This is a genomic window from Pseudomonas sp. F(2018), from assembly GCF_005508865.1.
In the GTDB taxonomy this organism is placed as follows: domain Bacteria; phylum Pseudomonadota; class Gammaproteobacteria; order Pseudomonadales; family Pseudomonadaceae; genus Aquipseudomonas.
This window is the reverse complement of sequence record NZ_SCOM01000002.1, coordinates 313,769-327,314: the sequence shown is the minus strand read 5'-3', so window position 1 is coordinate 327,314 and position 13,546 is coordinate 313,769. Positions and strand designations below refer to the sequence as shown.

General features: G+C 66.9%; 10 protein-coding genes. 5 read left to right on the top strand and 5 right to left on the bottom strand.

The features are described from left to right. Positions 1-30: 30 nt before the first annotated feature. The 5 genes from FFS62_RS09545 to FFS62_RS09525 all read right to left on the bottom strand — a co-directional run bounded on the left by FFS62_RS09545 (position 31) and on the right by FFS62_RS09525 (position 5,942). Positions 31-933, bottom strand: a complete 903-nt coding sequence (locus FFS62_RS09545; RefSeq protein WP_137972589.1) for a hypothetical protein — start codon at positions 931-933, stop codon at positions 31-33. Beyond that, the gene (locus FFS62_RS09540; protein WP_137972588.1) at positions 930-1,514 is read right to left on the bottom strand and encodes an RNA polymerase sigma factor; all 585 of its coding nucleotides are present in this window, start codon (positions 1,512-1,514) and stop codon (positions 930-932) included. The genes FFS62_RS09545 and FFS62_RS09540 overlap by 4 nt, the downstream gene beginning before the upstream one ends. Continuing rightward, the gene (locus tag FFS62_RS09535) at positions 1,515-3,257 is read right to left on the bottom strand and encodes a VWA domain-containing protein (RefSeq protein ID WP_137972587.1); all 1,743 of its coding nucleotides are present in this window, start codon (positions 3,255-3,257) and stop codon (positions 1,515-1,517) included. A 64-nt stretch (positions 3,258-3,321) separates the two neighbouring features. Further along, on the bottom strand, positions 3,322-4,416 hold the full coding sequence (locus FFS62_RS09530; protein WP_256662184.1) for a fatty acid desaturase: 1,095 nt from the start codon (positions 4,414-4,416) through the stop codon (positions 3,322-3,324). Between the two features lie 56 nt (positions 4,417-4,472). After that, entirely contained in the window at positions 4,473-5,942 is a 1,470-nt protein-coding gene (locus tag FFS62_RS09525) for an amidase (RefSeq protein WP_137972585.1), read from the bottom strand. Between the two features lie 393 nt (positions 5,943-6,335). Between FFS62_RS09525 and FFS62_RS09520 the strand changes: the two genes are divergently transcribed. The 5 genes from FFS62_RS09520 to FFS62_RS09500 all read left to right on the top strand — a co-directional run bounded on the left by FFS62_RS09520 (position 6,336) and on the right by FFS62_RS09500 (position 13,476). Next, positions 6,336-8,186 (top strand): fatty acyl-AMP ligase, encoded by a 1,851-nt coding sequence (locus FFS62_RS09520; RefSeq protein WP_137972584.1) that lies wholly within the window; start codon positions 6,336-6,338, stop codon positions 8,184-8,186. Further along, on the top strand, positions 8,183-9,058 hold the full coding sequence (locus tag FFS62_RS09515) for a LuxR C-terminal-related transcriptional regulator (protein WP_137972583.1): 876 nt from the start codon (positions 8,183-8,185) through the stop codon (positions 9,056-9,058). The genes FFS62_RS09520 and FFS62_RS09515 overlap by 4 nt, the downstream gene beginning before the upstream one ends. A gap of 356 nt (positions 9,059-9,414) precedes the next feature. After that, a complete protein-coding gene (locus tag FFS62_RS09510; protein WP_137972582.1) occupies positions 9,415-9,666 on the top strand; it encodes an acyl carrier protein in 252 nt (83 codons plus the stop codon). Positions 9,667-9,672: 6 nt separating this feature from the next. Continuing rightward, positions 9,673-12,297, top strand: a complete 2,625-nt coding sequence (locus tag FFS62_RS09505) for an aminotransferase class III-fold pyridoxal phosphate-dependent enzyme (protein ID WP_137972581.1) — start codon at positions 9,673-9,675, stop codon at positions 12,295-12,297. Positions 12,298-12,324: 27 nt separating this feature from the next. Next, complete coding sequence (locus FFS62_RS09500; RefSeq protein WP_137972580.1) at positions 12,325-13,476, top strand: acyl-CoA dehydrogenase family protein; 1,152 nt, start codon at positions 12,325-12,327, stop codon at positions 13,474-13,476. Positions 13,477-13,546 lie beyond the last annotated feature (70 nt).

Sequence of the window (13,546 nt, the reverse complement as noted above, 5' to 3'; positions counted from 1 at the left end):
GAGCCGCAGTGTAGCCGGACGCGTTCGCCGCTAGCGCGAACTGTCCGGCTTTTCCAGCTCGGCCTGCAGGCGCTTCAGCTCGGCGTCCAGGTCCCGCTGCGGATGCTGCTGCTTGAGCATGGCCAGCAGCCGATCGGCGTCGACGTGCTGCCCGGCCTTACGCATGTTCAGCACATTGTGCAGTTGCAGCTCCAGCGGCGGCGCCTCGTCCACATCGGAATGGCCCAGGGTTTCGGCCAGTTGATCCTCGCTTAGCGAATCGCTCAACACTGCGCCGCCCTGCACCTCCGCACGCTGCTTAGCCGCTTGCGCCGCTGCAATTGACTTGGCCTTTGCCTGGGCAGCAGCCTTGGCACGGGCCCGAGCCTCACGCGCCGCATCCGCTTCGGCTGGGGCGGCGGCAGAGTTGGCCATGGCTTCGACCGACGGCGCCGCCAATGGCTTGGCCGGGGCCATCTGCCGCGGCGCGGCGGCGGCCGGTGGCGAGACCGAGAAGGCGGCGCCCGAATCCAGGGCGCCGGCCACGGACTGTTCTGGCTGTTCGGCCTTCTTGTACTCGCGCTCGGCGCTCTGCTTGCGCGCCTCCGCTATCGGTGCCGGCGCCATTTCCTGCAATGCCGGGGCGGAGGCCGGTGCGGGCGCGTCGTAGGCCTGCGGCAGCTGCTCGCGGGTATGCAGCGCCAGGTTGAGGCCGATGCCGAATACCGCCAGGCCGGCCACGGCCATGGACCAGCGGGTGCGGCTGCCGGCGCCGAACAGCCAGGCGTGCAGGGGCTGCGACCAGCTGAGGCGCGGCTGGGCATCGACCAGCGCGTTGTGGGCGGCAGCGAGGATCAGGGCGTCCACGGCCGCGGAGGGCTCGCCGCGGCTGTGCTCGCGGAAATGCTCCAGCAGTTGTTGCTCCTGCTGCAGATCTTGATCGTGTTGGCTCATGCGGATACCTCCTCGGCCGAAGCCGGATCGGCCAGCAGCCGACGTAACTTGTTCAGCGCATAACGCAGGCGGCTCTTCACGGTTTCCGCCGGAGTACGGGTGAGTTCGGCAATCTGGTGAAGTTCAAGATCGCCGTGGGCGCGCAGCAGGAACACCTCGCGCTGCTCCTCGGGCAGATCGGCCAGCGCCGCCTGCAGGCGTTCCTGATCGCGACTGAGCAGCAGCTGCTGCTCGGGGCCGGGGCCGGGGTCGGCGCTGGCGTGCTGCGCCTCGTCGTACTCATCGAGCTTTCCCTGGTGGCGCCCGCTCTTGCGCCAGTGGTCGATCAGGCGATTGCGCGCGATCTGGTACAGCCAGGTCTTGAACAGCACCGCCTCGCGCTGCTCGCTGGCGCTGCGGATCAGGCTCATCCAGGTGTCCTGGAACACCTCCTCGGCCAGCGCATGGTCGCCGCACAGGCCGAGCAGGAAGCGGAACAGGCCGAGGCGGTGGCGCTCATAGAGTTGCGTGAACGCCGCCGCCTCGCCATTGCGATAACGCCGCAAGAGCGCGGCGTCATCGTCCTTCAGTGGTTGGTTCAATTAGTCGGCCCTGACTTGAACGTTTTGCGGAGTTTGCAGGCTCTGCGCCAGTTCCACCAGCTGCACGAACTCGCCACGCAGGCCGAACGGATCCTCGCCCTTGGCCCCACGCGCCAGCTTGGCGCTGTCGGCCAGGCCGAAGTTGCCGGTGTACTTGGCATCCTTGAGCTGCTGGGCGAAGGCGGCCACCGCGGCGGCGAAGCGCAGGTCGTCGCTGGCCTCGGCGATCGGCGTCGCCTCGCCCTTGCCGATCGGGCGCTCGACCAGCTTGCTGGCACCACCTTGCGGGGCCTTGTAGCGCAGGCGCAGCCAGGCGATCTCGCCGGCCTTGCCTTGCTGCTCCTTGGTCTGGGCATAGCGCAGCGGCTCCAGCCAGCCCTTGGCGCCCACCGGCACCACTTCGTACAGGGCGGTGACGGTATGCCCGGCACCGATCTCGCCGGCGTCGACCTTGTCGTTGCTGAAGTCCTCACGCTTCAGCGCGCGGTTCTCGTAGCCCAGCAGGCGGTACTCGCTGACCTCGGCCGGGTTGAACTCGACCTGGATCTTCACGTCCTTGGCCACCACCGCCAGGGTCGAGCTGAGCTGGTCGACCAGCACCTTGCGCGCCTCGCGCAGGTTGTCGATGTAGGCGTAGTTGCCGTCGCCGGCATCGGCCAGCTGCTCCATCAGCTGCTCGTTGTAGTTGTCGGTACCGAAGCCGAGGGTGGTCAGCGACACACCGGTCTTGCGCTTGTCGGCGGCCAGTTGCTTGAGCGTCTCGAAGTCGCTGATGCCGACGTTGAAGTCGCCGTCGGTGGCCAGCAGGATGCGGTTGATGCCGTCCTCGAGCATGCCCTTCTGCGCTTCCTGGTAGGCCAGCTGGATGCCCGACTCGCCGGCGGTGGAGCCACCGGCGGTGAGCTGGTCGATGGCGGTGCGAATCTTGGCCTTCTCGCTGCCGGCGGTGGATTCCAGTACCACGCTGGCATTGCCGGCATAGGTGACCAGGGCCACGCGATCCTGCGGGCGCAGCTGATCGACCAGCAACTTGAGCGTGCTCTGCACCATCGGCAGGCCCTCGCGGCGGTCCATGGAGCCGGACACGTCGACCAGGAACACCAGGTTGGCCGGCGGCAGCTCGGCGGCGCTCAGGTCGGCAGCCTTGATCGCCACGCGCAGCAGGCGGGTCTCGGGGTTCCATGGGGTGGTCGCCAGCTCGGTGGCGACGCTGAACGGCACGTCACCCTCGGGCTTGGGATAGGCGTAGGGGAAGTAGTTGACCAGCTCCTCCAGGCGCACCGCGTCCTTGGGCGGCAGGCTGCCGTCGTTGAGGAAGCGCCGCACATTGGCGTAGGCGCCGGTGTCGACGTCGATGCTGAAGGTCGATACCGGTTGCTGGGCCACGGCCTGCACCGGGCTGCTCTCGATCTTCTGGTACTGCTCGCGGTAGACGTCCTGGTAGCCGAAGGCGGCGCTGTCGGCCAGCGGCGCCGCCGGGGCGATCATCGGCACGCTCTGCGGCATGGCCTTGCGCGCCTCCAGGGCACCGGCCACGGCTGCGGGCTGCGGAGCATAAGAGGCGTTGGCATCGACCTCCTCGTGCAGCATTTCCTGCTTGGCACGGGACTCGGCCGCCTTGGGCACCACGACGCTGGTGGCGGGTTCATCGTTGGAGGCGCTGCAGGCCACCAGGCCCAGCGCCAGGGTGGCGCCGAAGCCGGCGAGCAGGGGTTGGCGAATCAGAACGGTGATGCTGGACATGGCGGGTTCTCCTCGGGCGAAAAGTCCATTCGCCTGGGTAGACGCAGCGCCATGCCGGTCCGGGTTAAGCCCCCTGCGAAATTCCCTCGGCGGCCCGGGCGGCGGCCTGCTGGTGGAACTCGCGGAAGCTGATCATGCGTTTGGCCGCCGGGTCCCACAGCTTGAGGCTGAGGCAGCGCCAGATATCACGCGGATGCAGCGAGGTGACGGTCGGCTCGCGCAGCGCCGGGATCGCCGCCATCGCCTCGGGCAGGCGATAGAAAGGGATGGTCGAATTGGCATGGTGCACATGGTGGTAGCCGATATTGGCGGTGAACCAGGCCATGACCGGTCCGGTGCGCATGTAGCTGGAGGAATGGATCGCCGTCTCCACGTAGTCCCAGTCCTCGCCCTGGGGGTAACGCGCGCCGGGGAAGTTGTGCTGGCAGTAGAACATGTACACGCCCAGCGCCGAGCCCACCAGGATGGGGATCAGCAGCAGGTACAGCAGCAGGTCGGGGGCGAAGTGCGACAGCAGCAGCACCGTGGCCAGGTTCAGCGACAGGGCCAGCAGCGACCACCAGCGGTGGCGCGGCTGGGTGATCAGCGAGACCAGGCAGATGCTGAACACGAAGATGGTCTGCGAACCGAGCAGGATCATCAGCGGGTGGCGCGCGATGCGATAGCGCAGGCGCTTCCAGGTGCTGGCGCGGGCGTACTCCTCGGTGGAGATCAGCGGGAAGGTGCCCAGGTCGGTATGGGTGGACAGCAGCGGCAGGCGCCCCTGCTCGGCACCGACGTACTGGCAGCTGTGGCCGTGGTGGTAGTCGTGGGACTGCTTCCACAGCGTCGGCGGCGCCAGCAGCATCAGGCCGTAGCCCTTGAAGAACAGATCGGCGAAGCGCGAGCCGCGCAATATCGCGCCATGCATGTAGTCATGGAACAGCACGAACATGCGCACCAGCGCCAGCCCGAGCAGCACGCTGAACACCAGGCGCAGCGGCCACCACAGCGGTGCGGCGGCGCCGACGCCGAACAGCGCGAGCGCCGCGAAGCTGGTCCAGAAATGCCACCAGCTGCGGCGCCGATCCTCGACGGTGAAGGGCAGCGTCTGGCGGATCAGCTCCTTGCCGAAGCGCGCCAGCTCCTCGCGGCTCAGCGCGTCGGTGGGCCAGGGCACGGCAGTTTCCGCGGTTTGCCGCAGGGGCTCGTGGACCGTCATCGCGCCCTCCTCGCTCAGGCCAGCGCCGGGGCGGCGGCCTGCAGCTGCAGGAACAGCTCCGGGCGCCGCTGCTTCCACGGTTGCGCCTGTTCCAGCTGGCCGGCCAGGCGCAGCAGCAGCGCCTCGCCGCCGAACTCGGCGCTGAGCATCAGGCCGATCGGCAGGCCCGCGGCATTCCAGTGCACCGGCAGGGAAATGGCCGGCTGCCCGGAGGCGTTGTGGATGGCGGTGAACGGGCTGTAGTCCAGCAGCGGTGCGTAGGCCTTGTCCAGGTCCTGTTCCTGCACATCGACCACACCATTGCGGATCGGCGGGGTCGCCAGGGTCGGCGTCAGCCAGCAGTCGTAGGTCTGATGGAAACGCGCCATCTCCCGGCCGACCTGCTGCAGCACCAGCTCGGACAGCTGGTATTCCACCGCGCTGACGGCACGGCCACGCTGCTGCACTGCACGGGTCAGGCCTTCCAGCTCGCCCTCCTGCGGAGGGCGCCCCAGTTGCAGGCTCATCAGTTCCACGGCGAAGGCGATGCCGGAGAACCACAGGGTGGTGAAGGCACCGACGAAGCTTTCCGGCTCGATCTGCGGCTGCGCCTCCTCGACCACATGGCCGAGCGATTCCAGCAGCCTGGCAGTCTTCTCCACCGCCTCGATGCAATCGGGATGCAGCGGCCGACCGGCCGGGTCGACGCGGGAGAAGGCGATGCGCAGTTTGCCGGGCTCGCGCGCCAGCTCGCCGAGGAAGGTGCCGCTCACCGGCGGAGCGCGATAGGGATCGCCCGGCACCACGCCGTGGGTGGCATCGAGCAAGGCGGCGCTGTCGCGCACCGTGCGGGTCAGCACATGCTCGTCGAGCAGGCCGCTGAGCAATTCGCCGAAATCCGGGGCCAGCGAGTTGCGTGCGCGGGTCGGCTTGAGCCCCACCAGGCCGCAGCACGAGGCGGGAATGCGGATCGAGCCGCCACCATCATTGCCGTGGGCCGCCGGCACCATGCCGCAGGCCACCGCCGCCGCCGCGCCGCCGCTGGAGCCGCCGGTCGAGTAGTCCAGGTTCCAGGGATTGCGCGCCGGCCCGTAGAAGGCGCATTCGGTGGTCGGCAGGATGCCGAACTCCGGGGTGTTGGATTTGCCGATGAAATTCAGCCCGGCCTTGCGCCAGCGGCTGACCAGCTCGCAGTCCTGCTCCATCACCCGCTCGCGCAACATGCACGACGACAGTGCCGACGGCATGCCCTGGCAATCGCCGAGGATGTCCTTGAGCAGGAACGGCACGCCATGCAGCGGGCCGGCAGGCGTGGCCCGGTCCTGTTGCGCCGCCAGTGCCCTGGCCGTGTCGTAGGCCTTGTAGACCACCGCGTTGGTCGCGGGGTTGAGGGCCTCGATGCGGCGGATCGACTCCTCTACCAGTTCGGAGGGCTGCACCTCGCGCTTCCTGACCAACTCGGCAAGCCCGAGGGCATCGAATTCTGCGTATTCGCTAAAGGGCATCGCACTCTCCTGACGGGTTGTTCATTCAACGCAACGCATTCTTGGAGAGTGGCTGTCATCGGCCTGCACTATTCATGTGCAAGTGTTCGAAATAACAGCATCCAATCCAATAGCGCTGGCTTTGTAATATCGCGAAATATAGAACCTGCCGGTTCACATATAAGGACACCAAAAGAGCTGAAGTCCTTCGGGAGTTGAACTCGTCGACATATCGGACCGTCTGTCGAATATGCGGTAGGGAGAGAGATGGCAGATATACGCCGTTTGGAGTATTCCCTTCGGATAGATGCTTCAAGAGGATGAATGCGGCAAAGCCTTCTACGCAGACGGCTCCGGTTGTTCGGAATAATGGTCATAGAAGATCGATATAAGTGATCGGGGAAAGTTGAGCACATGATCGAAAAAGAGCATAACCAGCACCTCTCTTACGCAAACTTCGCGGAGAGTCTGCAACACCACGCCAAGACGATTCCCGATCAACTCGCCTACCGTTTTCTGCTGGACGGCCGCGATAACGAGATCACCATCACCTTCGCCGAACTGGACCGCGCCGCCCGCGCCGCGGCCGCCGCCCTGCAACGCCATTGCGTGCCGGGCGACCGGGTGCTGATCCTGCTCAAACCAGGCCTCGACTATGTGACCGGCTTCCTCGCCTGCCTGTATGCCGGCCTGATCGCGGTGCCGGCCTACCCGCCAGGCGCCACCAAGACCCTGGATCGCCTGGACGGCATCCTCGGCGACTGCAACCCGGCGGCGGCCCTGACCACCCGGGAAGACACCGAGGCGATTCGCACCCGGCTGGCCGAGACGGCACCGGCGACACAGGTGCTGGACATCACCCAGCTCGACACCAGCGCCAGCGACTGGAGCCCGGTCGCGGTCACCCGCGCCGACGCCGCCTTCCTGCAATACACCTCGGGCTCCACCGGCACGCCCAAGGGCGTGGTGGTCACCCACGGCAACCTGATCCACAACTCGCAGAGCATCCACGAGAACTTCTCCACCCATCAGGGCAGCCACAACGTCAGCTGGCTGCCGCCTTACCACGACATGGGCCTGATCGGCGGCATCCTGCAGTCGGTCTATGTCGGCTACCCCTGCACCCTGATGGCACCGATCCACTTCCTGCAACGCCCGCTGCGCTGGTTGCAGGCCATCAGCAAGTACCGCGGCACCATCAGCGGCGGCCCCAACTTCGCTTATGAACTGTGCCTGAAGAAGGTCAAGGACGAGGAACTGGCCGACCTCGACCTCAGCTGCTGGGAGATCGCCTTCAACGGCGCCGAGCATGTGCGGGCGCAGACGCTCGAGTCCTTCCACGCCAAGTTCTCCCGCTGCGGCTTCAAAAGCGGTGCGGCCTTCCCCTGCTACGGCCTGGCCGAAGGCACTCTGCTGGTCACCTGCGACCGCGCCGTGCGCGAGCCGGTGATCCGCCACTTCCATGCCCCGCTGCTCGAAGACAACCGCGCCGAGCCGGTGGCCCACGCCTTCGTCATGGAGTCGCCGGAGGTGCGGGTACGCACCCTGGTCAGCAGCGGGCGCGGCATTCCCGGCCACGAGCCCTTCATCGGCGATCCGCAGACCGGCGAACGCCTGCCCGAGGGCCGGGTCGGCGAGATCTGCGTGGTCGGCGACAGCGTCGCCCAGGGCTACTGGCGACGCCCGGAGAGCACCGCCGAGGCATTCCTCCCGGCGCGCCCGGAACAGGCCGGACACAGCAACTACTTCCGCAGCGGTGATCTCGGTTTCCTGCTCGACGGCGAGCTGTATGTCACCGGCCGCCTCAAGGACCTGATCATCCTCAATGGCGTCAACCACCATCCCGGCGATATCGAGAGCACGGTGTTCCGCGCCGACGAGAGCTTCCGCCCGGACGGCTCGGCGGTGTTCAGCGTCGAGCTGGAGGACAGCGAGCAACTGGTGGTGGCCCAGGAAGTGGAGCGGCGCTCCGTCCGGCAATTGGACGTGGCGCGCGTGCTGGCCGACATCAAGGCCGATCTCTGGCAACAGCACCGGGTGGCACAACCCATAGTCCTGCTGGTGTTCGGCGGCACGCTGCCGCGCACGTCCAGCGGCAAGGTCAGGCGCCAGGAGTGTCGGCGCCTGTTCGAACCATTGATCCGCGCGCTGCATGAGGAATTGCCGGCGGACAGCATCGAGGTGAGCAGGAAAGTCGTGGTCGCCGAGCTTGGCGGTCGTGTCCTGCTCGATTCCACTCTCAACAGCCAGACCCTGGAAGCATGAGTTTCCTGGCGGGCAGTGCCCTGCTCCGAGCTCCGACCTCCGGCCTGGTGCATACCCTGAGGGCACCGCTGGCGGCCGTGTATGACAGTGAGCGCAACTCGCCGCCGGTGCTGCCGCTGTTGCCGGAGGCCAATCAGGAGCGCCTGACCCTGGTGCGGATGCTGACGGCCATCGCCTCGGTACGCACCATAGACGACCTCAAGCTGCGCACTCAGCAGGCCCTGGCGATGTACCTGCCGTGCGAACACTTCATCTTCGCCAGCGGCCGGATCAGGGCGCACCGCGCCTTCGTCTACAACCTGATCCATACCGATGCCATGTCGGAGGAGTGCCTGGGCGAGATCGTCGGCAACGAAGGCCTGGTGCCGCCGCTGGACATCGACCTGGCCGAGCATTACGGGCGCCCGAAGTTCACTACCACCTGCGACCTGAAGACCCCGACCGAGTGCATCTGGGCCGATATCTTCCGCCGTCACGGCATCGACAACGTGGCCTGGATGGTGCTCCCGGGACTGCAGCGCAACACCTTCACCGGCTACTACTTCGTCAACGCGGCCGCCAACATCAGCCACGAGAACAAACTGCGCATGACCGTGCTGGCGCCCTACCTGCACATCGCGCTGAACCGCGTACGCGGCAGCAAACAGCTGCGCGAGCAGCAGAACGATCGCGGCAGCCCCCAGGCGTCCTCGCTGCTGTCGAGCCGGGAAACCGAGATCGCCCGCTGGGTGGTGCGCGGCAAGACCAACTGGGAAATCGGCCAGATCCTCGGCATCAGCGACAAGACGGTGAAGACCCACATGCAGAACATCCTCAGCAAACTGCATGCATCGAGTCGGGCCCAGATCGCCGCGTTATTCTCCGACGAATAACAGACAACTCCCCCCTAAATAACAACTGGGACGGCAGTATTGAACTGCCGTCCCATATTGCCGTTCGCCCCAGATAATTCATGACGTTTATATGCCAGCGCAAAAGTCACAAATAACCGGTGCCATTACTCCACTTGGAGTATTGAGCGCGAAACATCGGACACCCAACATCGCAACTCCCAAGTGATATCCCACAAGGAAAACACTTGTCCTCGAGAGTAATTTCGCGCAGCACCATAAGAACAATTATTCACGCCTTCGGGCATTCATGCCGCTGCGCTTACAACGCCCAAGTCTTATTCCACTGCGTGGCGATATAGACCTTTTTATATGGACAGGGAACTTGTGGAGGACATGTGCATATTGACGAGATAACCGCCTCCGTCACGGCGACCGTGGCTGGGCTACTGGAACTCGACTCGAGCTCCCTCGACCTGGAGCGCTCGTTCCACGAGATGGGCGTCGACTCGGTCCTCATCGTCGGACTCTCTGCCGAGTTCGAGGACCTCTTCGGCATCTCGCTGGATCCCGAGTTCGCCTACCAGCATGACAGCGTGCGCAAGATCAGCGCGCACCTGCATTCCGTCATCACCGGGGATGCGAGGTAAGCCAGCATGAGCCCTTCCCTGATCAACCGCACCCGCCAGGAACTGCTCGACTTCGCCGGTCTCGACGAGACGGTGACCAGCGCCCAAGGTACCCGCATCACCACCGCCAGCGGCCATACGCTGATCGACTTCGTCGGCCAGTTCGGCGCCGTGCCGTTCGGCTATGGCGCGCCACATATCCGCGAGGCGGCCATCGCCTTCCTCGACTCCGGCCTGCCCTCCTTCATCCAGCCTCTGGGCAACCCGCTGGCCGAGCAACTGGCCGCGCGCCTGATCGAGATCGCGCCCGGCGAGATGGCCAGGGTCAGCTTCGCCACCAGTGGCGCGGAGACGGTGGAGGCCGCCATCAAGCTGGCGCGCGCCGCCACCAACCGCGAGCTGATCGTCGGCACCCACACCGGCTTCCACGGCAAGACCCAGGGCGCCGTGGGTGTGACCGGCAAGCCGGTCTACCGCGAGCCCTTCCATATCCGCGGCAACGGTTTCAGCCACGTGCCCTATGGCGACCTGGAAGCCCTCGAAGCGATATTGAAGGAGCAGCGCGTCGCCGCCTTCTTCGTCGAGGCGGTCCAGGGCGAGGCCGGCATGATCACCCCGCCGGCGGGCTACCTGCTGGCGGCGCAGAACCTGTGCCGCAAGCACGGCGCCCTGTTCGTGCTGGACGAGATCCAGACCGGCCTGGGCCGCACCGGCCAGCTGTTCGCCGCCGAAGCCAACGGCCTCACCCCCGACATGCTGCTGCTGGCCAAGGCGCTGGGCGGCGGTCTGGTGCCGATCGGCGCTTGCATCTACGGCGAGCAGTGCTGGAGCCGCGACTTCGACCGCCACCACAGCTCCACCTTCGGCGTGAACGGCTTCACCGCGGCCATCGGCCTGGCGGTGGTCGAGCACCTCACCGCCAACGACCGCGCCGTGGTGCGCCAGGCGGCCGAGCGCGGCGGCTATCTGCGCACCCGTCTGGAAAACCTGGTGCAAAGCTACCCGCAGGTGTTCGAGAGCCTCGACGGCCGCGGCCTGATGCTCGGCCTCAAGTTCCGCCGCTGGTCCGGCGAGCGCCTCTACACCCTGTCCCTGGCCAGCGCCTTCGGCGCCCTGGTGCCCATCGTCTGCGGCTACCTGAAGACCCGCCATGGCGTGTACTGCCTGCCGACCCTCAACGAGGGCAACGTGCTGCGCATCCAGCCGCCGCTGAGCATCGCCCAGGAAGATATCGACGTGCTGGTGGACGGCCTGACCGCCGCCGCCGAGCTGATCGCCCACGACCAGCAGCACCGCCTGATCCTCGAGGCCCAGGGCTTCCCTGCCCAGCGCGGGCCGCTGGCCAAGTGGTCGGCGCCCAGCGCCGGCAAGCCGCGCAACCATGACCGTGGCGGCCGCTGCCTGGGACGCTTCGCCTTCCTGCTGCACCCCACCACCCAGGAGAGCGTCAACGGCGACAACATAGTCGACGCCCTTGGTGTGGTCGGCGAGGAGAAGGCCTTCATGCAGGACTGGCTGGCCGAGTTCTCCGACTGGGCCAAGCCCGACCTGGATGCCGGCGTGTCCTTCCATGCCCGGCAGATCTACAACGACCAGGGCGACTACGTGGAAGGCTGGCTGGTCGGCAGCCTGCTGCACCCGCGCGACCTGATGCGCCTGAGCCTGGGCAAGCGGCGCAAGCTGATCGACAACTACCTGGACGCGGTGCGCCCGCTGGGCGTCGACTTCGTCGGCCTCGGCGCCTACACCTCGGTGATCTCCAACGCCGGCCTGGACGTGGTCAACGACCGCTTCCACACCACCACCGGCAACAGCCTCACCGCCATGGTCGGCGTCGACGCCCTGCTCAGCACCTGCGCCAACCGCGGCGCGCCGCTGGCCAAGCGGCTGACCGGGGTGATCGGTGCCTACGGCTCTGTGGGCCGCCTGGCCAGCCTGCGCCTGGGCAAGTTCACCGAACACCTGGTGCTGCTCGGCAACGCGGCCAACCAGGGCGCCATGCACGAGCTGCGGCTGGTCGGCGGCGAGCTGTATGCCACGGCCCTGCGCGGCATCCACAGCGGGCACCCGAGCGGTATCGGCAAGCCCCTCGCCGCGCTGCTGTCGCAGCAGACGGTGGCCAGCCTGCTGGAGCGCGACCTGGGTGACGACGCCCAGCTGCGCGAGCTGTTCGACGCCGTCGATGCCCTGGTTCGCCAGCACAGCAACGTGCAACCGCCGGTGGTGGTCGCCTCCGACCTGGCCCACTGGCTGCCCAAGCTGGAGGCCGTGCTCTCGGCCACCTCCAACGGCTCCGCCTTCATCGACCCGGCCGCGCTGCACCACAACGCGATCATCTGCGACTGCGCGCAGCCGCCGGATATTGGTCATTCCTCGCTGCCGCAGCGTCCGGACGTGACGGTCATAGAGGGTGGCCTGATCCACCTGCCCGAGCGCGGCTACCGCTTCGGCAACCAGAACCTCACCGACCTGCCCACCGGCGTGACCTTCAGCTGCCTGGCCGAAACCATGGTGCTGACCATGGCCGGCAAGACGCGCGACTACAGCATCGGCAAGCGTCCGCCGCTGGAAGAGGCCGAGGCCATCTTCGAGCTGGCCCTGAACTTCGGTTTCGCCCCCGCCGTCGAGCAACTGGTCGAGATGGCCGGATAACCACAAGAACAACTCGAGAACTATCCCATGTCGATGAAACACGCACGAAGCGTCACCGAAGCCCGCCTGCCGGGCCTGATCGCCGCCCTGGAAGCCCGCGGCCGCATGGCGCTGGAGAAGGCAGATTCCAGCGAGCTGTGCGAGCTGTTCCGCTCTTACAAGGCCGCCGGCCTGATCATCCCCGAGACCTACGGCGGCCTCGGCGCCTCGCCGCGCGAGACGGTGGAGATACTGCGCGCGGTCGGCGCCCTGAGCCCGTCGCTGGCGGTGATGATGACCATGCACCACCACACCATCGCCACCATCGTGCAGCTCGGCGGTCTGATTCCGGCGGCGGACGAGCTGCTCTACGGCATCTGCCAGGACCAGCTGCTGATCGCCTCGGCATTCGCCGAAGGCAAGGTCGGCGCGGAGATCTTCAACACCAGCGTCAAGGTCACCCCGGTCGAGGGCGGCTACCTGCTGCGCGGCACCAAGAAGCCCTGCACCATGAGCCACAACATGGACGTGATAGTCGTCGGCGTGGCCCGCGAGAACGATGACGGCAGCATCACCCAGGGCTTCGCCGTGGTGTTCAACGACGGCAACGGGGTATCCCGCGAGCGCTTCTGGAATACCCCGGTGCTGCAGGCCGCCGACAGCAACGCGCTGGTCTTCGACGACGTGTTCGTGCCCGCCGAGCGCATGCTGCTGGCCGAGGCCGTGGACGACGAAGCAGTGGCCGCCTCCGCCCAGGAAACCTCGCTGTCCGGCCTCTGCTGGTTCCAGCTGATGGTCGGCGGCACCTACCTGGGCGTGGCTTCGGCGCTGGTCGAGCTGCTGCTGAAGAAACGCCACACCGAGGATGCCCCGCTGGCCCAGCTGGCCATCGAACTGGAAGGCGCGCACCAGGCCCTGGTCGGTGCGGCCCGTGACCTGGAAGAACAGCGCGCCGCCGACGAGGCCAGCTACAGCAAGGCGCTGTGCACCCGCTTCCTGGTCCAGGGCACCATCGAGCGTTCCACCAACCTGGCCGTGGAGCTGCTGGGTGGCATGGCCTTCATCGCCTCCGACGAAGTCGCCTACCTGTTGGCCGCCTCCCGGGCGATCTGCTTCCACCCGATCTCCCGCGCCGCCGCCACGCCGCTGCTCGCGGCATACCTGCGGGACTCGGCCGCCGCACCGGCGGCGCAAGGCTAAGGCACTGCGTCGCCCCGCGCCGGCCGAGGTCGGTGCGGGCGCGGCGCGATGATCCACATGACTCAGCAGG

What these genes read in the sequence shown, in the direction of transcription:
- FFS62_RS09515 (WP_137972583.1), top strand. Translation starts at nt 8,183, where the DNA reads ATGAGTTTCCTGGCGGGCAGTGCCCTGCTCCGAGCTCCGACCTCCGGC.
- FFS62_RS09505 (WP_137972581.1), top strand. Translation starts at nt 9,673, where the DNA reads ATGAGCCCTTCCCTGATCAACCGCACCCGCCAGGAACTGCTCGACTTC.
- FFS62_RS09520 (WP_137972584.1), top strand. Translation starts at nt 6,336, where the DNA reads ATGATCGAAAAAGAGCATAACCAGCACCTCTCTTACGCAAACTTCGCG.
- FFS62_RS09500 (WP_137972580.1), top strand. Translation starts at nt 12,325, where the DNA reads ATGTCGATGAAACACGCACGAAGCGTCACCGAAGCCCGCCTGCCGGGC.
- FFS62_RS09535 (WP_137972587.1), bottom strand. Translation starts at nt 3,257, where the DNA reads ATGTCCAGCATCACCGTTCTGATTCGCCAACCCCTGCTCGCCGGCTTC.
- FFS62_RS09545 (WP_137972589.1), bottom strand. Translation starts at nt 933, where the DNA reads ATGAGCCAACACGATCAAGATCTGCAGCAGGAGCAACAACTGCTGGAG.
- FFS62_RS09525 (WP_137972585.1), bottom strand. Translation starts at nt 5,942, where the DNA reads ATGCCCTTTAGCGAATACGCAGAATTCGATGCCCTCGGGCTTGCCGAG.